The organism is Paenibacillus baimaensis (assembly GCF_025567575.1).
This window is the reverse complement of sequence record NZ_JAOQIO010000007.1, coordinates 223,129-247,293: the sequence shown is the minus strand read 5'-3', so window position 1 is coordinate 247,293 and position 24,165 is coordinate 223,129. Positions and strand designations below refer to the sequence as shown.

At 47.9% G+C, this 24,165-nt stretch carries 20 protein-coding genes; 15 read left to right on the top strand and 5 right to left on the bottom strand.

The annotated features are described in order from the left end of the window. Positions 1-11: 11 nt before the first annotated feature. The 5 genes from OB236_RS02820 to OB236_RS02800 all read left to right on the top strand — a co-directional run bounded on the left by OB236_RS02820 (position 12) and on the right by OB236_RS02800 (position 3,865). Complete coding sequence (locus tag OB236_RS02820) at positions 12-464, top strand: DUF441 domain-containing protein (protein ID WP_076229649.1); 453 nt, start codon at positions 12-14, stop codon at positions 462-464. 83 nt (positions 465-547) lie between these two features. Then, positions 548-1,141: a TetR/AcrR family transcriptional regulator gene (locus tag OB236_RS02815; protein ID WP_262682620.1), complete on the top strand. Its 594-nt coding sequence runs from the start codon at positions 548-550 to the stop codon at positions 1,139-1,141. 93 nt (positions 1,142-1,234) lie between these two features. Then, positions 1,235-2,098: an oxidoreductase gene (locus OB236_RS02810; RefSeq protein WP_262682619.1), complete on the top strand. Its 864-nt coding sequence runs from the start codon at positions 1,235-1,237 to the stop codon at positions 2,096-2,098. Positions 2,099-2,128: 30 nt separating this feature from the next. After that, positions 2,129-2,851 carry a Rossmann-fold NAD(P)-binding domain-containing protein gene (locus OB236_RS02805; protein ID WP_262682618.1) on the top strand — a complete coding sequence of 241 codons (723 nt, stop codon included), beginning with the start codon at positions 2,129-2,131 and terminating at the stop codon, positions 2,849-2,851. 54 nt (positions 2,852-2,905) lie between these two features. Next, complete coding sequence (locus tag OB236_RS02800; RefSeq protein ID WP_262682617.1) at positions 2,906-3,865, top strand: D-2-hydroxyacid dehydrogenase family protein; 960 nt, start codon at positions 2,906-2,908, stop codon at positions 3,863-3,865. A 68-nt stretch (positions 3,866-3,933) separates the two neighbouring features. On the opposite strand, the gene OB236_RS02795 is transcribed toward OB236_RS02800, so the two are convergent. Continuing rightward, positions 3,934-4,851: an S-layer homology domain-containing protein gene (locus OB236_RS02795; RefSeq protein WP_262682616.1), complete on the bottom strand. Its 918-nt coding sequence runs from the start codon at positions 4,849-4,851 to the stop codon at positions 3,934-3,936. Between the two features lie 249 nt (positions 4,852-5,100). On the opposite strand from OB236_RS02795, the gene OB236_RS02790 reads away from it, so the two are divergent. From OB236_RS02790 to OB236_RS02780, 3 genes are all read left to right on the top strand, one after another. Further along, a complete protein-coding gene (locus tag OB236_RS02790; protein WP_262682615.1) occupies positions 5,101-5,772 on the top strand; it encodes a sulfite oxidase-like oxidoreductase in 672 nt (223 codons plus the stop codon). Positions 5,773-5,846: 74 nt separating this feature from the next. After that, positions 5,847-7,079 (top strand): ROK family transcriptional regulator, encoded by a 1,233-nt coding sequence (locus OB236_RS02785; protein ID WP_262682614.1) that lies wholly within the window; start codon positions 5,847-5,849, stop codon positions 7,077-7,079. Between the two features lie 167 nt (positions 7,080-7,246). Beyond that, positions 7,247-8,395 carry a Gfo/Idh/MocA family protein gene (locus OB236_RS02780; RefSeq protein WP_262682613.1) on the top strand — a complete coding sequence of 383 codons (1,149 nt, stop codon included), beginning with the start codon at positions 7,247-7,249 and terminating at the stop codon, positions 8,393-8,395. Between the two features lie 118 nt (positions 8,396-8,513). Here the strand turns inward: OB236_RS02780 and OB236_RS02775 are convergent, their stop codons facing one another. The 4 genes from OB236_RS02775 to OB236_RS02760 form a co-directional block, all read right to left on the bottom strand. Further along, on the bottom strand, positions 8,514-11,369 hold the full coding sequence (locus OB236_RS02775; protein WP_262682611.1) for a stalk domain-containing protein: 2,856 nt from the start codon (positions 11,367-11,369) through the stop codon (positions 8,514-8,516). Between the two features lie 23 nt (positions 11,370-11,392). Then, the gene (gene rbsK / locus OB236_RS02770; protein WP_262682609.1) at positions 11,393-12,307 is read right to left on the bottom strand and encodes a ribokinase; all 915 of its coding nucleotides are present in this window, start codon (positions 12,305-12,307) and stop codon (positions 11,393-11,395) included. 5 nt (positions 12,308-12,312) lie between these two features. Continuing rightward, complete coding sequence (locus OB236_RS02765; RefSeq protein ID WP_262682608.1) at positions 12,313-13,308, bottom strand: LacI family DNA-binding transcriptional regulator; 996 nt, start codon at positions 13,306-13,308, stop codon at positions 12,313-12,315. A 190-nt stretch (positions 13,309-13,498) separates the two neighbouring features. Further along, entirely contained in the window at positions 13,499-14,554 is a 1,056-nt protein-coding gene (locus OB236_RS02760; protein WP_262682607.1) for a LacI family DNA-binding transcriptional regulator, read from the bottom strand. 174 nt (positions 14,555-14,728) lie between these two features. Between OB236_RS02760 and OB236_RS02755 the strand changes: the two genes are divergently transcribed. The 7 genes from OB236_RS02755 (at position 14,729) to OB236_RS02725 (ending at position 24,110) form a co-directional block, all read left to right on the top strand. Next, positions 14,729-16,132: an FAD-dependent oxidoreductase gene (locus tag OB236_RS02755; RefSeq protein WP_262682606.1), complete on the top strand. Its 1,404-nt coding sequence runs from the start codon at positions 14,729-14,731 to the stop codon at positions 16,130-16,132. A 133-nt stretch (positions 16,133-16,265) separates the two neighbouring features. After that, complete coding sequence (locus tag OB236_RS02750) at positions 16,266-17,882, top strand: response regulator (protein WP_262682605.1); 1,617 nt, start codon at positions 16,266-16,268, stop codon at positions 17,880-17,882. A gap of 15 nt (positions 17,883-17,897) precedes the next feature. Continuing rightward, on the top strand, positions 17,898-19,736 hold the full coding sequence (locus OB236_RS02745; protein WP_262682603.1) for a cache domain-containing sensor histidine kinase: 1,839 nt from the start codon (positions 17,898-17,900) through the stop codon (positions 19,734-19,736). A gap of 171 nt (positions 19,737-19,907) precedes the next feature. Continuing rightward, entirely contained in the window at positions 19,908-20,873 is a 966-nt protein-coding gene (locus OB236_RS02740) for an ABC transporter permease (RefSeq protein WP_262682601.1), read from the top strand. A 12-nt stretch (positions 20,874-20,885) separates the two neighbouring features. Further along, positions 20,886-21,761, top strand: a complete 876-nt coding sequence (locus OB236_RS02735) for a carbohydrate ABC transporter permease (protein WP_076229606.1) — start codon at positions 20,886-20,888, stop codon at positions 21,759-21,761. Positions 21,762-21,838: 77 nt separating this feature from the next. Next, the gene (locus OB236_RS02730; protein ID WP_262682600.1) at positions 21,839-23,389 is read left to right on the top strand and encodes an extracellular solute-binding protein; all 1,551 of its coding nucleotides are present in this window, start codon (positions 21,839-21,841) and stop codon (positions 23,387-23,389) included. Between the two features lie 97 nt (positions 23,390-23,486). Then, positions 23,487-24,110, top strand: a complete 624-nt coding sequence (locus tag OB236_RS02725) for an SGNH/GDSL hydrolase family protein (protein ID WP_262682599.1) — start codon at positions 23,487-23,489, stop codon at positions 24,108-24,110. Positions 24,111-24,165: the final 55 nt, after the last annotated feature.

The following is a 24,165-nucleotide window of genomic DNA, read 5'->3' as shown; positions in this document are numbered from 1 at the left end:
GATTGCACATGATGTCACAGGTGGATATGCCTTCTATATTGCTTGTCCTGTTAGCTTTTCTCGGCATAATGAGCAGCAACAGCTCCATTACCATCGCTGCTGTTTTCCTGCTGCTGCTCCGAGTTCTGAATCTGCAGCAAGCCTTTCCATGGATCGAAAAGCATGGATTGTCCATAGGCATCATCATTCTGATGATCGGGATCCTGGCACCGCTAGCGAGTGGAAGTATGAGTCTGGAGTCTTTGTACAAGTCTTTTCTGAACTGGAAGTCGATCGCAGCCATACTTGTAGGTGTTGGTGTTGCCTACCTGGGAGGCCGCGGCGTTCAGTTGATGTCGGCACAGCCCTCGATAGTGACTGCTTTAATCATAGGCACCATTATTGGAGTAGCTTTTCTGAAGGGGGTTCCTGTGGGACCACTTATTGCAGCAGGTATTCTTTCGTTGATTATTGGGAAGTCATAATGATCAGATGTAATTAGCTATCAGCCGCGGGATTCGGGGTTTCATTCCGATGATCGGGCTTTTTAAGGTTTGACAATAACCGAATGATCGTTTATTATACAAATATGAGACATAAAGATGATAATAAAAGCGAAGCGATCTTCCAGGCGACGATCCAGCTTTTGAACGAAATTGGTTTTTCAGACATTTCGATGTCCAAGATTGCCAAACGGGCAAATGTATCTCCATCAACGATTTATGTATATTTTGAAAATAAGGAGGACATGCTGAAAAAGCTCTATTTGAATGTTAAAGAAAAAATGAGCTTGAAAATGCTTCATGGAATTAACGAAACGACCCCGATTCAAGCAGGCTTTGAATTGATTATGAGCAATCTGAAGGACTTCGTTCTTGATAATAAGGATTATTTTCTGTTTCTGGAACAGTTCACAAACTCGCCGCTGATTGCAAGAATGTGTCTGGATGAGAGTATCGGGTTTTTTAGAACGCTTCATGAATTCGTTCAAAAAGGACAGCAACAGCAACTATTAAAACAAGTGGATGCCAATCTGCTGCTCATGTATTGTTACTACCCCGTCACACAAATGGCCAAGGAGCATTTTAAAGGGGCTGTAGTGTTCAATCAGGAAAAACTCAAGGAAATAACTCAAATGAGTTGGGATGCCATCCAAGCGTAGTTATTTCTTTTTTTTATATAATAAAGAACGAATGATCGTTTAATTTAAAATCATTTAAAACAAAATCCTATAATGAAAGCAGGAATTATTCATATGTCTAAAGTATGGTTGATAACAGGAAGCTCGCGAGGACTTGGACGCAGTATTGCTGAAGCTGTTTTGGCGCATGGAGATCAATTGATAGCAACGGCCCGTAAGACCGAACAACTAGCCGATCTTGTAGCACAATATGGAGATCAGGTGCGCGCTGTAACGCTGGACGTTACAAGCCCCGAGCAAGCCGAAGCCGCTGTACAAGCCGCTGTCGAAGCATTTGGACGGCTTGATGTTGTAGTCAACAATGCCGGATATGGGAATATGTCTTCAATCGAAGAAACATCATTCGAGGACTTCCATGCTCAAATCGACACGAACCTGTGGGGCGTTATTAACGTAACAAAAGCGGCATTGCCTGTTCTGCGCAAGCAAAAATCAGGTCATATCGTGCAGATTTCCTCTATAGGCGGCCGCAGTGGCGCACCGGGACTGGGTGCTTATCAGACAGCCAAGTGGGCAGTCGAGGGCTTTTCCGAGGTTTTGTCCAAGGAAGTGACTCCACTTGGTTTAAAAGTCACGATCATTGAACCAGGCGGCTTCCGCACAGACTGGGCAGGCTCCTCTATGAGTCACGTTGAACCTGGAGAGGATTATCAAGGTACAGTAGGCAAATTACAGGAATACATTCGTGAGAAAACAGGTACAGAGCCGGGTGATCCGGCCAAAGGGGCACAAGCGATCATTACAGTTGTCAATGAGGAGAATCCGCCACTTAGACTTCTGCTCGGTAGCGACGCTGTATATATGGCCAAGCTGATCGATCAAGGCAAGCTCGCCGAAACGGAACGGTGGGAAAAGCTGAGTATTTCCACGGATTATTCCGATTCTTCATTGAATGTAGCACTCAAAGATCTGATTTAAAACAAAGCCAGCAGAAAGCAGGAAAGCCATATGTCATCCAACGTTAACTCGTCACTTAATAACACAAGGACCGCAAATACACCGCATCAGAAAATACGGGCGATTATTACGGGGGTTACCGGGATGGTAGGGGAAGGTGTACTCCACGAATGCCTTATGCATCCGGATGTCGAGCAGGTATTAGTAATTAATCGGAAGCCGTGTGGTGTAACACACCCGAAGCTTATTGAAATCCTGCATCATGATTTTTATGACCTGACGCCTATCACCGCTCAATTAGCGCCTTACAACGCCTGCTTTTTTTGTCTGGGCGTTTCCTCTGCCGGGATGAAAGAAGCGGATTACGAGAGAGTGACGTATCAACTTACGATGCATGTGGCTGAACTGTTATCCCGACTCAATCCCGATATGACCTTTTGTTATGTAACCGGAACGGGGACTGACAGCTCTGAGCAGGGAAGAAGCATGTGGGCCAGAGTGAAGGGGAAAACGGAAAATCATCTGCTGCAGCTTCCGTTCAAGAGAGCATTTATGTTCAGACCCGGCTATATACATCCAACCAAGGGGCTCCAGAATGCTCATCGGTTGTATTCCCTGCTGTCCTGGTTGTATCCTCCACTTAAACGCCTTTTCCCCAATCATTTGATAACACTGAGGGAACTGGGGATGGCCATGATTCATACCGTGAATACGGACGATGAGCGATCCATTTTGGAGCCTAAGGATATTCTGAGGCTGGCTGAGGGCGGATGATTAGCTTATAATTAGCTGTAAGCCGTTTTCTTCATCAACTCTTGGGAGGTAACAATGAAACTACGATGTGCGATTCTCGATGATTATCAGAATGCTGCCTTGCATAGTGCGGATTGGTCGACTATTTCGGAGCAGGTAGAGGTCCAGGTTTTTCAGCAGCACTTTGATCAGGAGGATGAGCTGGTCAGCGCGATCCAGGATTATGACATCATTGTAGCTATGCGTGAACGCACTCCTTTTAAGGCGCCATTATTTGCGCGGCTGCCGCGCTTGAAGCTGCTCATCACGACGGGCATGCGTAATGCTTCCATAGATCTGGCAGCAGCTGCATCTCACGGTGTTGTCGTTAGCGGCACTTCGGGCAGCGGTGATCCTACTACAGAGCTTACTTGGGCATTGATTCTCGGACTTGCCCGCCATATTGTACCGGAACATAATGCGATTCAGTCGAATGGTCCTTGGCAGAGCACGATTGGCATGGATCTTCAAGGAAAAAAGCTCGGCTTGCTGGGGCTTGGCAAGCTCGGCAGCCGGGTGGCACGGATTGGCCAAGCCTTTGGGATGGACGTGACGGCATGGAGCCAGAATTTAACCAAAGCGCGTGCCGAAGAAGTAGGGGTGAGTTATGCAGCCTCCAAAGAGGAACTGCTCGAAAGCAGTGATATTGTCTCGATCCATCTCGTTCTCAGCGAACGGACGAGAGGGCTGCTTGGCGAGAAGGAGCTCAAGCTAATGCGCCCGACGGCGTATCTGATCAACACCTCGCGCGCACCGATTGTGGATCAGGCAGCTCTTGTCGAAGCTCTCCAGAACCAGCGGATAGCAGGGGCGGGGCTGGATGTATTCGAGGTGGAGCCTTTGCCAAAGGATGATGTGTTTCGTCGTCTCCCCAATGTATTAACCACACCGCATCTCGGGTACGTGTCCCAAGGGAATTATCAAACTTTTTACAGCGATACTGTGGAAAATATAGTAGCGTTTTTGTCGGGCTCGCCGATTAGAATATTGTCGTAAGGCTGTAGATAGGTTATGTCTACAATAAAGAAGCCAACTTGTTATATCTGAGCTGGCTTCTTTGTTTTTTATTTGGCTGGCTGCAATTCGACGGCAATGGGCTTATACTTCGAGGACAGGTAGGTGTCTGCTTTAGATTCTACAATGACCTGCGGATTCATTATATCCGGCTGAGGCTCGGTCAGGCTGTACTGGATCTGTGCAGTTCCATCAGTAAGAAAACGAATGCCCTCAATCTTGATGCCGTAGCCTGGATTGGGTGTGATGCCCCGTGACAGCGTAATTCGGTTCAAATCTGCGTTCACTGGCTCAACCGCTACGGTTACTTCATCCTGCTGCGGATTCGTCAGTTTAACGGAGTGGGCTTCGAGAAACCGGATCGTATTGCTAACCCAGACAGCGGCTTCCCCACGGGTCATTTCCCGTTTAGGGTAGGCCATATGGTTCTCCTCTGTCTTGGCCAGCTTGTGCAGATATAGAAGCTGCATGCTATTCGTATACGCTTTGTCGATCTGGTCTTCATCAGCAAAGCCGATATACATCAGAATCACAGGAAATGTCCCTTTTTTGTCCAGCGCATGAATGAGCAGATCGGCATAGTGTTCACGAGTAATCGTAGCGCCTGGGTCTACATCCTTGGGAATGTTAAGTCCGTTCAACTGGGCGATAATAAACGCTTCCGCATACCAGGCATCATTAGGTACCTTGGTGAAGTAATCAGAAGCCTCCGGTTTTTTAAAAAAACGTATCGTATCGAGATTCAGGTTCAGGCCTTTGACGAGCAAGCTCACACTTTGAGCATAGCTGATCGGACTGCGTGGGGCAAAATGCTCGCTATCCACGCCGGTTACGATCCCTTTATCTTTAAGCATCATAATAGGCTCTTTCTCTGCTGTATCCAAATCCGTAAAGGCAAATACGGAGCCAGCCGACATTGTGCATAACAAAAGGGCTGTTGAAACAATCGCTGTTATCTTTTTCATCATGATGTTCCACCTTTCTTAATTATAGTTACTCACTCTCCTGCAGTTAATCCTTAGACGGTCCATTTACTGAAAAGGTTGCTGTGCCCGTACAAATAAAGTCAGCTAGAAGAAGTGTCGTTCAAGAAAAGCAAGGACATTTCAGACCTTTGAATAGATCCGCGCGGGTTCCGATTGTAGGACGATCTATGATATGATGGGTAAGGATACAAGGCAAGAGCTGAATTTATTACCCGATAGGAGATTGTATAGATGAATAAAGTTACGAAGGCTGATCGTATTAAACGGATGCAGGTTCCACAAGTGGACTCACAGCTTGCAGGCAGAGTTCCGGCTGGACAAGTGGTGACGGAGCGCTTCCCTATTTTACACGAGGGTGAAGTACCTGAATACGATATGTCCAAGTGGACCTTACGTGTATTTGGTGAGGTTGCAGAGGAACGGGAGTTCAGCTACGAGGATCTGTTAGCACTGCCACAAACCGAGGTTGTCTGTGATATTCATTGCGTTACCCGCTGGACCAAGCTGGACACGGTATGGGAGGGCGTACGCTTCCGTGATTTTCTGAGCTTGCTGAACATAGAGCCACAAGGGAAATATGTAATGCTTCATGCGGATAATGACTACGAAACGAATGTTCCGCTGGAGGATTTAATGGGTGATCAAATCCTGCTTGCGATCAAATACGATGGCAAACCGCTAACGAAAAAGCACGGCTGGCCGCTGCGATTACTGGTACCGCATCTTTATTTTTGGAAAAGCGCCAAGTGGGTTCAGGGTATTGAGTTTATGAAGGAAGACAAGGAAGGCTTCTGGGAGCGTAATGGCTTCCACAATACGGCGGATGCTTTTGAGGAGCAACGCTTTTCAGGTGAGCCTCTGCCGATTCCCGAGGATGAATGGGTACATAAGGATTATGACTGAGTGCTCATAGGAGGCGCTAAGCTCCTGTGTCAACAAGGTGAAAACTGATCAAGTTCGAAAGTGGTGAAATTACGGTGCTACTCCTAACAGCACGCGTTCTCCAACTGATAAGGAGAGCAAGGCAGCCACTGTCCAAGGCGGAAATTGCCAATGAGACTGGGATTTCTTTATCGGCAGTTTCTGTTCATGTCGATCGATTAATGCAGGAAAAGCTGATCATGGTTTCCCATGTAGGTGCTTCCAGCGGTGGTAGAAAGCCTAAGCAATACGCGATTCATAAAAATCACGGTATCATCGTTTCCATTGAGTTGGGTATTTCCTACGTTCAGGTTGCGATTGCGGACTTTGACTGTGAGATTATAGCGGCGACGAACTCGCCAAGTGATATTAATCAAGGTCCTGATGCCGTTCTACCTGAGGTCCAGCAGTTGGTGGACCATTTGCTTCAGGAATATAATCTCGATAAGAGCCTGATTAAAGGGATCGGAATCGGAGTGCCGGGCCCTGTCGATTTTTCCTTGGGAACCCCTATCGCACCCCCTATCATGCCAGGCTGGGATCAGTATCCAATCCGTGAATTCTGGTTCCAGCATTATGCGTGTCCCTGTTATGTAGATAATGATGTTAACAATATGGTGCTTGGCGAATATGCCAAGGGCTTGAATTTTGAAGTCGATAATTTAATTCACATCAAGGTCGGTACGGGTATCGGTTCCGGTGTGATTTATGATGGCAAGCTGTATCGCGGCTCCACGGGAAGTGCCGGTGATATCGGGCATTTTGATATTGGCAATGATGTGATGTGCTGGTGCGGGAATCGTGGATGCCTAGAAGCGAACGCAGGAGGCAAGGCAATCGTCGAAAAGGCGAAGCAGCTCGCTTTATCCGGTAAAAGTGAGTATTTGTTACAGCTGCTGGAGCGTAACGGAAGGCTGACACTCGATGACTTGGGGGAAGGCTTGCTTAAGCTGGACCCGGCCTCTGTGGAGTTAATCCGCGAGAGCGGAGCTGCGATTGGCAAAGTGATTGCTTCTATCGTAAATTTCTCGAATCCGTCATTAATTTCAATTGGCGGCAAGCTGTCCGAATTTGGCGATATATTCCTCGCAGCGATTCGCCAAAGTGTATATCAAAGATCGATGCCGCTGGCTACCCGTAAATTGATGATGAATAAATCGTTATTAGGCAGCAAGGCTGGACTGATCGGTGGCGCTTATATGACGATAGATCAATTGATCCTTCAGGCAACGAATGATGATCCAGAGCATTTTCTGAATGTGATGCCAAGCCTGGGGACATACAAATAAGTTGAAATGGCTGAATGGGGTAATAACCTGTTCAGTTTTTTGTTGTTTGCCAAAAGTGCTGGCGGATGATCTGTGCGTATATGATCTTTTATCTTTATAAAATATACTTTTAATATTGAAAGTTAAAAGTATATCTGCTATAGTCAAAACTAAGGGAGTGGATGTTCATGCGCAGGATCAAAGCGGCTATCATCGGGGCGGGGTTTATCGGAAAAGCCCATCTGGAGGCAGTTCGAAGGTTGGGATACGTGGATATTGTGGCGATAGGTCAGAATGGGCAGGACAAGGCGGATGCTTATGCGGAAGCGCTCAAGATCCCTAAAGCTTATGGCAATTATATGGATTTATTGAATGATCCTGAAATTGAAGTGATTCATAACTGTACACCTAACCATCTTCATTTTGAAATTAACAAGCAGGTGCTTCTCCATGGCAAGCATCTACTATCGGAAAAGCCGTTGACGTTAACCCGTGAAGAAGCAAAGGAGCTACACGAGCTGGCCAGTCAAACGTCGCTGGTGACCGGTATCAATTTTAATTATCGGCAGTTTCCGATGGTTCAACATCTGAAGTCGATGGTCAAGGACAAGGATTTAGGGGAGATTAATATTATTAGAGGCAGCTATTTGCAGGACTGGCTGCTGTATGATACGGATTATAATTGGCGAATGGAGCCTGAGTATGGGGGACAGACGAGAGCCATCAGTGACATCGGGTCGCATTTGTTTGACCTTATTCAGTATGTAACGGATTTAAGAATCGTTGAGGTATTCGCCGATCTGGCGGTTGTGATTCCGAAACGGTATATGAACGCTGCGCAAGGAGAATCCTTTCAACCGAGCTCGACTCATGATCGACAACTGGTAGATATTAAGACTGAGGATTACTGTTCTGTACTTGTGAAGTTTGATAATGGTGCTCGCGGCGTGTTTACCGTATCTCAAGTATCGGCCGGCAAAAAGAATGCCCTTGAAATTAATCTGGACGGTTCGCAGGCTTCCGGCTCATGGAAACAGGAAGAGCCTTTTCGATTAATGATGGGCTATCGCGACAAACCGGGAGAAACCGTTCTGAGAGACCCGAGTCAGCTCAAGAAGGAAGCGCTCCCCTTCATGCATTATCCAAGCGGACATGAGGAAGGCTGGACCGATAGCTTGAAGAATATGATGCATAACTATTATCAGGCCATCGTGAATCAAGTGCCGATATCTGGTTCCGTGGCGACGTTTAAAGAGGGCTACGAGATCATGGTAATTAATGATGCCATTGTACGGAGTGCGCGGTCGGGAACATGGGAGACCGTTAACTGGGAGTAGGCAGGTGCCCGATACCTATACCGATTGGTAGTTGTATGAGCTGGATCTCATACAGAGAGGCTATCCCTTAGTAGAGAAATCTACTCGAAGGATAGCCTCTGATTTGTTTGATCTGGTTTTACCTGAGCTCTGTACCGTATAACGCAATAAGCTCGTCATACAGCGCATGATCCTGCTCGTAATCGCGTTCACCTATGATGATGACTCCATCCGAAAAGGAGACTTTTTTGCCAAGTGCTTCGCAAAGTACGCGCAGCGGCAAATAGGTACTGCCATTGATAATTTTTGCCGAAACGGGCAAGTCGACAATGGCTTCATTCATCTTCATTTGCATAGAGTCAACGGTAATCGTTATCTTGCTGCCACCTGAACCGGTCAAGGTGGCTGTTTGCGTATCTGCATCCCAGGTTACCTGCACGCCCAGATTTTCCGAGACGAACCGAACGGGCAGCAGGGTACTGTCATTGTCGATTAGCGGCTTGGCTTGCAGTGTTTTTTTCTCCCCTTGAACGTATGCGCTTGAGCTGTTGACAGCGAGGAGGATCATTGTGTTCATCTTGATCAGGGATGCGTCAGAAAGGACATTGGCCTTATAGCTATCGATGTTATGCTTGTCCAGCACCGTGACGCTGATCGACTGGTCAAAGCCGTCTGCTTTGATTTTGATCTGAGCATAACCCTTCTTTTTGGCCACAAGTGTGTCGCCCTCCACGTCTATCGTATCCGGCCTGGAGGATTCCCAATTCACGCCCTCGCTCAGTGTCTTTTCACTATAATCGTTGTATACGGCAATCACTTTTTTTGCAATGGCTTCATTTACAAGCATGTACGAATTGGAGACAGAGGCATTGGGCTTATCCGCAAGACGGAGGCTTTTTAGTTTCAACTGCTGCTGCTTGTCATAAGAAACTATTTTTTTTGACTGGGCTTCCAGCCATTTGTGTGGTGGACTGCCTGGTGCGACATCTAGGAAATTGTAGTTCAAATTCAGGTACTTCCATTTCATGTTCGCTGTCATAAACGGAGATATATCCTTGATCCCATTCGATGATAAATAAAGGGTCGATAAGTTCGGCAGACTGGCAAGTGGTGCTACGTTCTGAATCCGATTGTTACTGGCATACAGTGTCTCCAGGCTGGTCAGAGAGGACAGTGGCAATAAATTGCTTACAGCATTGTCCGTAATATCCATCGATTTGAGATGGGTAAGTGTGGACACCCAGGTTAATTCGGATAGGCCTGATGAATTTAACTCCAGCGTTTCCAATTGGCCGAGGCGGTTGACACTCGAATAATCGGTAATGGCTTTACTGTGCAGACCGAGCTCTCGCAGCAGTGGAGCTTTGTCCAAACGCGAAATATCACGTAATGCTTTGCCGCCGACAGACAGACGCTGCAGGTTGGCCATATGGGGAACGAAATTCAAATCGGTAACCGAATCGTTCCAAATGTCGAGCTTTTGCAGTGATTTCATAGGGTCGAGCAGAGCGGTTAGCTGGCTTGTAGCTACATCTCCCTGGAGGTACAAAATTTTTAAATTTGGCAGCTGCTTCAGAGCATCAATACCGTTGATAGTCAAATTCTGGTTTCGTACCGTCAAATCGCGAAGCGACCTCAACTCGGACAAAAACGAAATATCGGCATCCTTCATATGGAACATCTGAAGTCTTTCCATGCTCGTGAATTTTCTCAGCAAACCTGCGTCTTTGGCTATATCTCCGGTGCTGTAATCGATATCCAACGCTGTAATTCTCGATAAATCCCAATCCGTTACCGGTTCCTGGGGTTTCTCCAGTATGGTGCGGATCATTTTCTCAAAATCGGCGCTTTGAAAAGCGACCGGGTTTAAATTGGCCTTCTGATCACTTGGTTTGGACCATTCGCTTAAGAAGGCGGCTTGATCCGCTTTGTCTGGAATATCAAAAAAACGTACCGTATATGTAATTGTGGCGGGTGCGCCATTAATAGCTTGAATACCCGTAATTTGGGCTTCATACTCGTCGTTATTCTCGATAGTGCCTACTAATGCAGGACGGAAAATGATACAGTTGGCAATCCCGAAGTTTGATGTTTCTACATTAAAATAATTGCGGTTGGCAAATGATTTGGGGTCTGAGGGAATACCCCGATCTTTTTGGTCAAAGGTCCATACTTTACCGTCCCCTTTACGCTTAAGCACGACTTTTACCTGATCGGCGGACGGTGTTTTATATTGTGCCGGATTCAGCGTGATGGACCAGGCATCTCCACGTTTAAAAGCGTTGGTAGGGAACGCTCCTGGACTAGGCCAAGCGATGTAGGGCATGGAAAATGCTGCTGTACCGCTTTTATCAAACACCTGCATCGGTGAAAAGGTTGTGTTGCCGCTGGCTAAGCCAAACCCTGTATATCGGAGCGGTGGATTCAGAATCCAGCGTCGATGTCCAAGACGGTCGATATTGCTCATATCGCTATCACTCATATAACCGATAACGGTTGAGTACAATTGGGTAGCCCCACTGTACAGATTGCTGCTGCTGGTTGATTTGTAGCCAATCTTATAAAAGCTGTCATCCATCGTTGAGGGCTTGTCCGGCGTATGGGACAAGCCCTTGTCCCTCACCGACAGCAGGACGGCACCGTGCTGTGCCTGATCGTTGAGCGCTGGATCGGCCGTCAGATTGTCCGGCAAGCCTGCCAAATAACGAGCATAATTGGCCATGTTGACGCCGTCTTGAATAAATTCGGCATTCAGCCTGCCCGTAGTGTAAGGCGGTACCAGCAGCGGCTGCTCGATAAACGGATTTCCGTTGAATTTAGGACGGTATTGTTCCCATTTAGACATGATTTCTTCAGGATTATGACCCGAAACCAAAGGCGACGTATTGCCCTCCGCGTTCGCATGAACCGCCCAAGTGATACTTGAAAGAAATACGGCCGTGCTGAGTATTGCGCTTTTTTTCCATATTCTTAAACTTCCAATTCTCTCTTGCAAAAATATCTCTCCCCTTATCTAATTCATTCGCGGGCAAACTGCTGCACCTCTGCCAGAGTAGGCAGTGAGCTTTGGGCTCCGGCGCGGGTCACCGTGATGGCGGCTACAATCTGGGCTTGCCGGATCGCTTCATCCATATTCGGATTGGACACATAGCTGGCTGCAAAGCCACCTATAAAGCTGTCTCCGGCAGCGGTGGTATCCAGGGCTTTGACCTTATGGGCCGGGAACATTTTGAACGTTTGATGATCTGCATAACAGCAGCCTTTCTCGCCAAGTGTTACAATGAGTGATTGGACGCCTTTGGCCAGCAGCGCCTGAGTCGCAGCTTGAAGGCTCTGGTCATCGACCAGCTCAATTCCGCAAATATCCGCCAGCTCATGCTCATTGGGGATCAAAATATCGACGTAGGACAAGAGCTCATCATCGAGAGGTTTGGCAGGAGCTGGATTCAATATCGTTGTTTTACCAAGCTGCTTGGCTAATTGAAGGGTGTATTTGACAACCTCCATTGGAACCTCAAGCTGAAGCACCACAATCTCACATTGCTCAATGGCTTGCCTTTGCAGCTCAATATCCTGCTCTGTGATATCAAAGTTAGCACCTGGAATAACAATGATATGGTTGCTGCCACTCTGATCTACGGTAACTACAGCAACACCGGATTTCTCGGCAGAGGTAACGATATGCTCTGTATTGACGTTGGAGGCTGTTAGAGAATTCAAGAGGGAGGTACCATACGGATCCGCTCCGACTTTCCCGATCATGCTAACCGGTGCTTGCAGCTTGCCGATCGCTACTGCCTGATTGGCTCCTTTTCCTCCCGGGATTTCCGTTAATCCGGTACCAATGAGCGTCTGACCCTCCTTAGGCATGTGATCGACATTAATGACAATATCCATATTCAAACTTCCTACAACTACGATAGCTGGTTTCATAGTTTTCAATCCTTTCTTGTGGAGGCTCGTGGTATAAGGGTAACATCTAATTCGTGCAGGCTGTTTGCAACAGCTTCTCCGTTAATCTTTTGAATCAACAGTCTTGTCGCTAAAGCCCCAAGCTCATAAATCGGCTGGGCTACCGTTGTAATTTCAGGTTCTGTGGCCTCTGTAAGCTGTATGCCATCAAATCCGCATATCGCCACTTGCTCAGGAACCTGGATTCCCATACGGAGCAAGGATTTCAATACCCCGACAGCCATCAGATCATTTCCAACAAAGACACCGTCTACATCGGGGTGGCGCTCCATCATTTGTTCAGCAGCCGTTATCCCGCCATCCAAAAGGAAATTTCCGGGTATGAGCAGACTCGGACTGTACCACGGCAAATGCTTCACGATATCCTCGTATCCTCGAAGTCGTTCCTGGGCGGTCCGAATCCCCTGTGGCCCATAAATGTGAGCGATTTTGCTGCAGCCTCTATCCAGCAAATGCTGAACAGCGAGTCTTGCACCAGCACGATTATTCGAGCGGACAACGCTGCAAACCTCATCAGAGGGTGCTCGATCCAGCACGATATAGGGGATATGGCTGCTGTTCAGGCGAAGAGCCTCTTCCATACCCAGCGTGTGCGAGGAGAAAATAATTCCGTCTACATATCTTTGTCTGAAAATCTCGATGTAAGCCTGCTCCTTATCGGCTTGATCATCGGAGCTGCCAAAAAACACGGTATAACCAAATGTACGTGCGACTTCCTCGACGGCTCTTGCCAGCTCTGGAAAAAAAGGATTCATCATATTGGAAAGAATCAAAGCGATCGTTCGGCTCCGCTTGCTTGCCAGCCCTCTTGCGACTGCACTGGGTTCATACTGCAGCGTCTGGATGGCCAGATTCACCTTGTGCTCGGTTTCCTGATTGACGTAACCGCTCTTGTTCAAAACACGAGACACAGTGGAAACAGACACACCTGATAATTGTGCAACATCGCGGATCGTAGCCACTGCTGTTCACTTCCTTCATGAGAGTTGGTGCAGGTTTGTGGTAGCGGTACCATATATCCGTAAAAAATATGTGGTACCGCTACCACATTCATAGATTGAATTTTACTTGGAAAATAAAACGATGTCAATACAGACAAGCTGCAAACTCATTAAAGAATCACGAAAATCCCCACTGAAGCCGGTTAAGTAGTTAGTGTTTCTCTTGTTTGTCTACGCGTACTGCCGTAGTTCCAGCGATACATAAATCTCCCTGAATCCGAATGTGCTCGTAGGGAAGCGTTGGATTGGCAATTCGCCAAAGCATACGATCGGCAGCCCGATATCCGGTTTCGCGGATCGAGAGCAGGGGTCTGGTGAAGAGCGGCAGCGAATTCGGCTGCTCATTTAAAAAGCCGATTACAGATATATCCCCGGGTATATGAAGGTTAAGCTCCTGACATAGCTGATAAAAAGGGGCGACCTCACCATGGACACCACAAATTACGGCAGTTGGGGCGTGTAAAACAAGCTTGTCTCGCAAATCCTTCAGCCATTCAGGTTGAAGGCTGCGCTGACCGATCGAATGCGCTGTAGCGTCTACCTCAGCATTGAATTCATTCATCGCATGGATAAAAGCCTGCCAGCGCACAATAAATCCTCTTTGCGAATGAGTGTCGCCAATGTACATGATGTTATGATGGCCAATGGACCTTAAATAAGCAACAGCCTGATAAGTGGCTTCGTATATATCCCAGATCACACTGTCCGCCTTGGTACCGAGCGGGGGATAGCTGAGCAGAATCTTTGGCATCGGTATTTGCAGCAGCACAGACTCCCAGGTTTTGGGCAAGATGCTGGGCGCAATGAACAAGCCGTCAGTGAATGTGACTGCTTGTTCTTCCAGCCACTCTGCCATAGCAGCTTCCCGAGTTAAGGCAGGCAGTAAGCAGATTTCAATATGGTGGCCGAAGGAGGCAAAGCGATCATGCAGCCCCTCCAGCAGCAGACGATTATAGCCGACGGATTGCTCGGTTTGCACAAGCAGGAATCTTTTGCGTTCTATGGGATAAGAAATAATCCGTTCCGCTCTTAAGCTGCGAATTTGCTCCTTCGTAAAATACCCGAGTTTTTCCGCCGTTTCCACGATAAGCTGCCTTGTGGCCTCTGACATCCCGGGCTTTCCCTTTAAGGCCTTGTTAACGGTCTGTATCGTAACGCCAAGCTGCTGAGCGATACTTTTCAGCGTTACCTGCTTGCGTATGGGCATACTTGGGCTCCCTTTGAATTAGATTAGGACTTTATTGGCTATGCTTCGGCTTCGGTATCACTGTGCTTATGTTCTATCCTACCATGCTTTGATTTTAGATGAAACTAAAATGAAACTAGTTCTCTTGGAGCGGCAGCTTATAATGAAGATATCTTACTTAAGGAGGCTGACAATATGAATAAGCAAGCGTTAACAACGATTACAATAACTTCTGAGCTGCAGGTGTCCCATACACCGGATGTTGTCGTTATCGGAGGCGGTGCGACAGGGATTGCTGCTGCCATAGCAGCGGCACGGAATGGCGCGAATACATTGTTGATTGAGCAGCGCGGATACCTCGGTGGTATGGGTACGGCAGCTTTGGTGCCTGCTTTTTGCCCCTATACGGATGGAGAAAAGCCGATTATTCGCGGTATCGGACTGGATCTGCTGGAGAAGATGAAGCAGGCGGCTGGTGACAAATTTCTTAACAGCTACAAGGATTTGCTGGATTGGGTACCGATTGACGTGGAAACGCTAAAGCGGGTATATGACAAGGAGGTGCTGGACAGCGGCGCCCAACTTTTGTTTCATACGGTCGCAGACCAAGTGCTGCTCGATGGCGATCGGATCAGCGGAATCGTCATTAGCAACAAGTCTGGACGTTCTGTAGTTCAAGCGAAGCTGTATATCGATGCGTCGGGTGACGCCGATTTAGCGGCGCTAGCCGGTGTTCCGTTTCAAACGGGTGGAGAGCAGGGCGAGCTGCAGCCGGGTACGATGTGTTATTTGGTATCTGGAGTGGATAAAGCGCGCTTCGAGCAGTTTATCGAGCAGTCCGGGCAAGGCAAAAGCCTCGAAAAAACCGTCGTAGAAGCCCAGCTTAACGGTGATCTTCCGGAAGGTCGTAAACGCATTTCAGGTATGGCCTGGATCACAGATTCGGTGGTCGGCTTTAACTTTGGTCATATCTTCGGTATCGACGGAACGAAGGCGGAGGATCTGACCCGTGCCGCGATTGAAGGGCGTGTGCTGATCGATGTGCAAATCCAGTTTTTGCGTAAATATGTACCAGGATTTGAGAACATTCATTTGGTACATTCCGGCGATCAGATCGGGATTCGGGAAACACGGCGAATTGCCGGTGATTATACGTTGGTTGTCGATGATTTTATCTCGATGCGAACATTCGAGGATGATATAGCCCGTAATGCTTATTTTATCGATATTCATCTAGCCAATGCGAACAGTACGATGGTCATCAAGCATCTGCCGAAAGGACAATCGCATGGAGTGCCTTATCGCTGCATGCTGCCGCAGGGCAAGTCCAATCTGATCGTTGCCGGACGTTCCGTTTCCTCCGATCGTCCCGTGCAGGGCTCGCTCCGCGTGATGCCGAACTGCTTTGCTATGGGGCAGGCGGCAGGAACAGCAGCGGCCATGGCGAGTGTAACTGGTGGCGGGTTTCGTGAGGTATCGATACCTGAGCTCCAGCGGAAGCTTGTTGAGCAAGGCGCTTGGCTGGGTGAACGACCAGGCCATGCGGATGCTGTGGCTGTAGGTGCTTCGGGTAAGGTTGAATTCGACGATGAAGCTTGACCCAAAGTAAATGAACCAGATCAAAGATCGGCCTCCTGTATGATTGCGACGGGAGCGGCGATCTTTTGTCTTTTTGCGTGTGTCTGTGCGTCATTCAAGTTATACTACATAATAGATGGGAGGTAGGCAGCACATGTATCGATTGGTTATCGTGGACGACGAGCCTACAGTGCGGCACGGGCTGAGTACTTATTTTGACTGGAGTCGGTATGGAATTGAGGTAGTCGGTGAAGCGGACGATGGGGATGTCGCTCTCGAACTCATTGAACGGATCAAACCTGATATGGTGCTGACCGATGTCCGCATGCCTCAGATGGATGGCATACAGCTGTCCAGTGAAATCAAGCTGCGCTTTCCCGGGATCAAAATTGTTTTTGTCAGCGGGCATGATGATGCGGATTATTTGAAGTCTGCGCTTAAGGTCAATGCTGTCGATTATATATTCAAGCCAGTGAATATGCAGGAGCTGGCAGCTGTGGTGGAGCGGGTGGTCAAGGAGCTGCAGGATGCGGAGCAGGAGCGCACCTATATTGTAGACATGCAGGTGAAGCTGACGCAGAGCATGCCTTTACTGCGGGAGAAGTTTCTGATGTCATTGATTTGGGATGGCGTGACGAATCCGGCACGGATCAAAGACCGGCTGGATTTTCTCGGACTCGATTTGCCTGCCGAAGCCGACTATTGGACACTCGTATTGAAAATCGACGATAGCGCAGAGGTGGTGGCGACCCGAACGGAGCGGGATCAGCAGCTGCTCTCCTATTCGGTTCTCAACATCGTTCAGGAATTGACGGAGCAGATGATGCAGGGGTATGCCTTTGAAACCCGCAATGGCGAATTCGTCGTCATTCTGAGAATGGGGGAGGAAGATAGTCAGGAGGAACGGCTGTTCAGCTTAACCGAGCAAATTCGTGACAACCTGAGGCGTTGGTTGAAAATTAGTGTTACCATCGGTGTAGGCGAGCGAATTTCGGGATTGCAATCGATGCCTGAATCGTATAATCAAGCACGCGAGGCTGCCGATCAAAGATGGTATCTGGGGAAAAATCATATTATCTCGATCGATAATTTACAGCAAAATACGGACAGCCTTTACCGATTCGACACGGCTCAGGGTGAACGCATCATGTCGGTTCTAAAGGCAACGGATCAGGAAAAGCTGATCGCCGAGCTGGATGGAATTTTTGAGCCCCTGTCGCGAAGTCGCAAGGAAGGCTTGACCAACTGCCGCAACGTCAGTCTGCAGTTGATTCTGATGGCAAGCCGGCTGCTGCTGGAGCTTAATATGATGGGGCCGGAGATGGCCGACAAGGAAGCCGCACTGTGGGAGCAGGTATTCAAGCAGGAAACGATTCTCGATCTGCGTCACAGGGTAGAGACTCATCTGCTGGATGTGTGCGAACGGATCCGTGAAAAACGGAGCAGCAAGCCCAAAAATGCGATTGAACGGGTACATACCCTGATCGATGAACGGTTTGCCGAAAACCTTCAGGTTGGCGATATCGCGCGGGAAGTGTTTTTGTCGCCGACCTACTTGTGTCTGCTGTTCAAACAGGAAACGGGAGAAACGATCAATGAATATTTGACCAAGGTAAGAATCGAAAAGGCCAAAGAACTGCTAAGCGATCCGCGCAATAAGTTTTATGAGGTGTGTTACACCGTCGGCTATTCGGACCCGAGCTATTTTAGCAAGCTGTTCAAAAAGTATACGGGTCTGACACCAAGCGCATTTCGCGACCAATTGCCTTAAAGGGGGATAAGAAACATGAGAAGACTCTTGAAAAGAAGCTGGAATTATTGCTTGCTGCTCTTGAAAGGAGCCATGGCGGCCAGACGCTGGCTGTTGGCTTATGTCATTCTCATTCTGATTCCTGCTGCGCTGCTGCTCTATTCGTATACGCAAAAGTCCTCTCAGATCATTGAAGAGGAGGTGACCCGTACGATGCTGCAGACGATTAAACAAGCAAGCATCAACCTCGACTACCAGTTCGATTCGGTACGTGATACGTCGAATATTATTTTTATGAATCCGAAGCTTCACCAATATTTAAGCAGCACGGCTTCTATTGGACAGCAGCTCGACTCGCTCAAGGAGCTGAGGTATCTGGTCGATAACGCCGGGACGAATCCGAATGTGATGCGGGTTCGTTTGTTTGTGAACAGCAATCGGATGTTTTCCGGGGAACGGGTTAACTTTTTCACATTGGATAGCTTGAAGGGCAGACCTTGGCTCCAGCAGGTGATGGATGCAGGCGGTACCATTGTGTGGACGGGCGCTTATCAGGAATCGTATCTGGAACCCGGTCCTGTCTATGTGTTCTCCGGTGCCCGTATGCTGAGAGATCCTGAAGTATATGATCAGATTTCAGGCGTACTCTTGATCGATGTGGCCGAGAGGACGATCCAGGATATTTTGGCCAAAATCAAGCTGACCCAAGAGGGCACGATCTACCTTGCAGCACCGGATGGGACCATGATATCGAACAAAGATAAGACGCTGCTGGGCAGTAAAATGGAATTTTCTGAGGTGCTGACCGCATTCGGACAAAGCGAGGAAGGCATTATCCCCGTAATGAAGGACGACAGCTCTCGTTATGTCGTTTATACGACGCTTCGATCAACGGGCTGGAAGCTGGTTGCGGAAATTCCGAAGGCGGAAATTACGTCGCGAGCGACGGCACTGAATCAGTTTTCCGGAATTGCAACGTTATCGAGTGTCACGATTCTGTTCCTGCTTCTTGTATTTATTTTATTAGCCGTGATTGTACGAGGCATGAACCGCAGGATGCAATCCGTGATCATGATGATCAAACGAGAAGGGATCGAAAGCCTGGATGAACGTTCGGGTATGTCTGAAGGTGATTCCAATCTTTTGGAAAATAGCGTCGATCATTTGATTCACAAGGTTCATGATTTGATGGAAGAGACGTATCGCTCCAGGGTTCAGGAGCGGGAAGCGCAGCTGAGGGCACTCCAGGCACAGATTAATCCGCATTTTCTGTACAATACCTTGGATACGATTAACTGGATTGCGATCGGACGGGGAGCTCACGATATTAGCCAAATGATTGACGGGTTAGCCAAATATTTTCGGCTTAGCCTCAACAAAGGCAAGGATAGGGTCAGTGTCAGCGATGAACTGAATTTGGCCAAAGTATATCTGGACATTCAGCAAACCCGGTTTCCGAAAAGCTTTGAATTTCATATTGAAGCGGAAGCGGGCCTGGATGTGTATGAAATGCCTAAGCTGACCCTCCAGCCGATTGTCGAAAATGCACTGCTGCATGGGATTCGCAAATCAAAGGGTAAGGCAGGCACGATATGGATTCGAGCAGCTATGGAAGGTGACGAGCTGGTATTGTCGGTTACGGATGACGGAATCGGCATGCAGCAGGAGCTGGTGGGCACTCTGCTGACTGAGCCACAGCCTGCCATGCGATCCGATGGATCAGGGAGCTCCTATGGGTTATATAATGTGAACGAGCGTATTAAATTGTTTGCTGGAGAGCAATACGGGCTGACCATCGAATCGAGGCTTGGCGAAGGTACGACGGTTGTTGTTCGTTTCATCTGTTTGCAGTCAGATCAACACAATGAGACTTAATGCATCATCCTATAGTCCAAATCATAAACCGCACTCTTTGAAAATAGAAGAGGGGCGGTTTTTTGTATAAATACCTTAAGATAGTACCAGAAACACAAATATTGCCATCTACAGTCTGATCAGCTCTCTCTATATAATACAAATATACCAACACGGAGGTGAGCTGACCACATGAGTCGTACCCTAGTAGAACCAGAATCCCAAATCGTCCAAAACAAAGCGAGAAGAGTAAGCAGCGGCCGCTGGAGATTGTTTCGAGGCAATCTCGACCTCTATATATTGTTAGTCCCTGGCTTGCTGTTTCTATTGCTTTTTAAGTATGCGCCCATGTATGGCATTATTATCGCTTTTCAGGACTTTAACATTTTTGATGGGTTTGCCGGCAGTAAATGGGTCGGACTGGCCCAATTCGAAAAGCTTGTTCGCTCGGAAGAATTTTATCAGGTATTCATCAACACGTTATTGATTTCGTTGTACAAAATCGTGCTGCTGTTCCCGATCCCAATCCTGATTGCACTTTTTCTGAATGAGGTGCGCAAGGCCTGGTTCAAAAAAACCGTACAAACGATCATCTTCCTGCCGCACTTCTTGTCCTGGGTTATTATTTCGGGCTTGTTCATTAACATCCTGTCACCAAGCGGCGGACTGGTCAATAATGTCATTCAAGCCTTTGGCGGCACACCGATATCCTTCTTTCTGGACAATAGCTTCTTCCGCAGTGTGATCGTATTTACGGCTGGCTGGAAAGAATCGGGCTGGAATGCGATCATCTTCATCGCCGCTATCGCAGGTATCGAGCAGGAGCAGTATGAAGCGGCTGCCATTGATGGAGCAGGGCGGATTAAACAAATGCTGCACATTACACTGCCCGGTATCGTGCCGACGATCATTTTGATTTTTATACTGCGCCTGGGCTATTTACTGGAAGCGGGAACCGAACAAATTTTGACCATGTACAATTCAGTTGTCTATCAATCCGGCGATGTTATTGGAACCTTCGTATACCGTCAAGGGCTTGGGCAGCAGGATTACAGCTTCAGCACGGCGGTTGGCATATTCAATTCGGTAGTCGGCTTCATCCTGATTGTCGCAGGCAACGAGCTTAGCAAAAAACTGATCAAACGCAGCATCTGGTAGGAGGCGAGAATTATGCATAAAAAAACAATTGGCGATTGGTCCCTCGACATCTCCGTTTATCTGGTATTGCTGCTGTCGGGCTTGGCTACCTTACTGCCACTGGCTAACGTGCTTTCCAAAGCGATCAGCGATGAATCCGCCGTGGTATCCGGGAGAGTCGGTATTTTCCCCGTAGGCTTTCAGCTCGACACGATGAAGCATGTTGTATCTTCAGCACAATTCCTTCATTCGATAGGTGTTTCCCTGCTGATCACAGTGGTTGGTACCGTACTTTCGATTCTTTTGACAGCGATAACAGCCTATCCCTTATCCAAAAGGCACCTGCCCGGCATTTCCTTTATCATGCTGCTGTTTATTTTCACCATGCTGTTTAATGGCGGCATCATTCCGAACTACCTGTTGATGAAGCAGCTTCACCTGATTAACAGTCTATGGTCGCTTATGCTGCCAGCCTTGATTAGTGTGTTCAATATGCTTGTGATCAAAAGCTACTATGAATCGTTACCGGAAGCGCTGGAGGAGTCGGCCAGAATGGATGGTGCACGCAACTTCACGATTTTATTCCGAATTATTATACCGTTAAGCGTTCCTGTTATTGCGACCATTGCGCTCTTCTATGCTGTTTATTTCTGGAACGACTATTTCCACCCCATGCTTTATATCAACGACGCCAGCTTGAAGCCGTTGCAATTATATTTGCGAGATATCGTCATGGATGCGGACAGCTCCAGCGCCATCAACAAAAGCGTTGACGATATGATGAACGTATCTCCGGAAGGTGTGCGTGCCGCAACCGTTATAGCTTCAATTATCCCGATGCTGCTCGTGTATCCTTATTTGCAAAAGCATTTTGTCAAGGGTGTATTGATCGGCTCTGTCAAAGGATAAATTTGCATTAATGCTCGGGGTGCTTGCATCCTGGGTTTAATGATATAGTAAACATAATCGAATCGGGAGGTTTACACATGTTGATAAACAGAAAAACCATGCTGCTTACGGTGGCAGCCACCTTGTCAGTGACGTCGCTTGCGGCCTGCGCCAGCCCAACCAACACCAGCGGTGGCAGCGCGCCAAATCCAGCCCCGGCAGCTTCAGCGCCAGCAGCACCAGCACCCAAGCCGGAGTTAAAATCACTTCAAATCTGGCAAAAGGATGACTACAATACGTATCCGGTAGCCAAATATTTGGAGCAAGCTACAGGCTATAAGGTCCAATATGATATGCTGCCGCAGGATAAACCACAGGACAAGCTGAACATTCTGATTGCCTCCGGTGAGCCTTACGACGCGATTACAACTACGGGCGGTACGGATTTCAAAGCTTTGTATGCCGATTACGCCAAAAAAGGGGCTTTAACGGACTTAGGCCCTCTGATCGACAAGTTTGGACCTAACATTAAAGCAGCGATTGATCCGGCTGCCCTGGAAGCGGCTAAAGTGGATGGCAAGCTGTATGCGATTCCTACCAGAACGATTCCCTTCGCTGCATCCAGCCTATACATTCGTGAGGATTGGTTAGATAAAGTCGGAATGAAAGCGCCTACTACGTTAGATGAGCTCGTGGCAGTCCTGAAAGCGTTTAAAGACAAGGATCCAGGCGGCAACGGTGATAAAAATATTCCTTTGACCATAAGAGGGGATGCTTCCTTTATTGACAATATTGTCGGTGCATTCGGAATGCCTGGCTTCTGGAACAACGTGAATGGCAAGCTGACGCCTCGCGCCATGGATCCTGCTTACAAGGAGTATGTAACGTTTATGGCAGATCTGTTCAAACAGGGCCTGCTGGATAAAGAATTCGGTGCGAACAAGGATGCGACTGCCAAGGAAAAATTCACCAGCGGCAGAGCGGGCATGATGATGTTGAATTGGTCCGATGTACCAACAATTGCGGATGCCTTAACCAAAAGTGTGCCTACGGCCAAAGCTGCCTTTATTCCTACGATAAAAGGAAAGGATGGAAAAATCGGACTTAATGCTACCGCAGGTTTCGACCGTATCACGTATATTCCTAAATCCTCCAAGCATGCAGAGGATGCGATCAAATGGATGAATGCGAAGCTTGAAAAAGATACCTTCAAAACGATGGCGATCGGTGAGGAGAATAAGCATTATACATTCAAGGACGGTGCGTATACGCCTATTTTACCGATCTTTACCGATGAACGGAATCAGGCTAACAACTTCTTGACGGGTACGGACGATAAAAACTATCCGACCTATTGGCAGGCTCGTGTTCGCAAGGATCCACGTTTGTTTGACGCATGGAATTATATGAATAAAATCCAGCCGGACAACACAAGGGTTGCGGATCCGCTGGGATTTGCTCCATACTTGCCTGAGTTCTCCAAAAGCTTCCAGCAGTTGAATACATTAGTGGGCGATTACACCAACAAGCTGATCTATGGTGCAGAACCGATGACGGGGATAGACAATTTTATTCAAAAGTTCAAAACCTCCGGTGGAGATGCAAGCTACAAGGAAGTGAACGATTGGTACGCGACTGCGAAGAAATAAGGTAGATTGAATTCGCGGCAATTCTCGCACTGTTGTTGGGGTGTGAGGTTGCCGCTTTGTTTGTCTTGGAGTTATCTTGTTCTCGGAGGGAATACACATGGATAATCGATTTGAACGCAAATGGCAAGGGAAAAGCTGGTGCACCCTGGGTGACAGCATTACCGAAGCCAATGGCTACCAGCCCTTGGTTGGTGCTGCACTCGGGTTTTCCGTGATCCGTAATGAAGGGAAAAGTGGTTGTCCACTCACTGCTGGCGGTGACCGGGATTATGGGGCCACCGTGCATATCGGTCGCAGCATCGAGCCGATGTACGATTGCGTTACGATCTTCGCGGGTACCAATGATTATCGTCTGGACAAGCCGATAGGGCACAAGAATGATCGGAATATCCATACCTTTTATGGTGCTTATCTCACATTGATCGAGGATTTATTGAACAAGAACCCAGCGTGTAGGCTCAATTTATGGACGCCTCTCCAGCGTGATAAAGACGGCTTCGACATCGATACTATCAATCAGTCCGGTCATCGGCTTATCGATTACGTCGAGGTCATTCAGGAGATCGGCAACCGTTATGCACTTCCGGTACTGAATTTGTATGCAGAAAGTGGCTTCAATCGGTATACGCTGTCTTATTTGAGTAAGGATCGGTTACATCCGAACGAACAAGGCTATGAACGGATTGCGTCGATGGCTGTCAGCTTTCTGGAACGGTTATAATCACTTCGAATGGTTCAGACTATCCTTACGATTCCCAATAGACCTTCCATGCTGC

Coding starts and splice junctions, on each gene's coding strand:
- OB236_RS02820 (WP_076229649.1), top strand. CDS start 12: ATGTCACAGGTGGATATGCCTTCTATATTGCTTGTCCTGTTAGCTTTT.
- OB236_RS02815 (WP_262682620.1), top strand. CDS start 548: ATGATCGTTTATTATACAAATATGAGACATAAAGATGATAATAAAAGC.
- OB236_RS02810 (WP_262682619.1), top strand. CDS start 1,235: ATGTCTAAAGTATGGTTGATAACAGGAAGCTCGCGAGGACTTGGACGC.
- OB236_RS02805 (WP_262682618.1), top strand. CDS start 2,129: ATGTCATCCAACGTTAACTCGTCACTTAATAACACAAGGACCGCAAAT.
- OB236_RS02800 (WP_262682617.1), top strand. CDS start 2,906: ATGAAACTACGATGTGCGATTCTCGATGATTATCAGAATGCTGCCTTG.
- OB236_RS02795 (WP_262682616.1), bottom strand. CDS start 4,851: ATGATGAAAAAGATAACAGCGATTGTTTCAACAGCCCTTTTGTTATGC.
- OB236_RS02790 (WP_262682615.1), top strand. CDS start 5,101: ATGAATAAAGTTACGAAGGCTGATCGTATTAAACGGATGCAGGTTCCA.
- OB236_RS02780 (WP_262682613.1), top strand. CDS start 7,247: ATGCGCAGGATCAAAGCGGCTATCATCGGGGCGGGGTTTATCGGAAAA.
- rbsK (WP_262682609.1), bottom strand. CDS start 12,307: ATGAAACCAGCTATCGTAGTTGTAGGAAGTTTGAATATGGATATTGTC.
- OB236_RS02760 (WP_262682607.1), bottom strand. CDS start 14,554: ATGCCCATACGCAAGCAGGTAACGCTGAAAAGTATCGCTCAGCAGCTT.
- OB236_RS02755 (WP_262682606.1), top strand. CDS start 14,729: ATGAATAAGCAAGCGTTAACAACGATTACAATAACTTCTGAGCTGCAG.
- OB236_RS02750 (WP_262682605.1), top strand. CDS start 16,266: ATGTATCGATTGGTTATCGTGGACGACGAGCCTACAGTGCGGCACGGG.
- OB236_RS02745 (WP_262682603.1), top strand. CDS start 17,898: ATGAGAAGACTCTTGAAAAGAAGCTGGAATTATTGCTTGCTGCTCTTG.
- OB236_RS02740 (WP_262682601.1), top strand. CDS start 19,908: ATGAGTCGTACCCTAGTAGAACCAGAATCCCAAATCGTCCAAAACAAA.
- OB236_RS02735 (WP_076229606.1), top strand. CDS start 20,886: ATGCATAAAAAAACAATTGGCGATTGGTCCCTCGACATCTCCGTTTAT.
- OB236_RS02730 (WP_262682600.1), top strand. CDS start 21,839: ATGTTGATAAACAGAAAAACCATGCTGCTTACGGTGGCAGCCACCTTG.
- OB236_RS02725 (WP_262682599.1), top strand. CDS start 23,487: ATGGATAATCGATTTGAACGCAAATGGCAAGGGAAAAGCTGGTGCACC.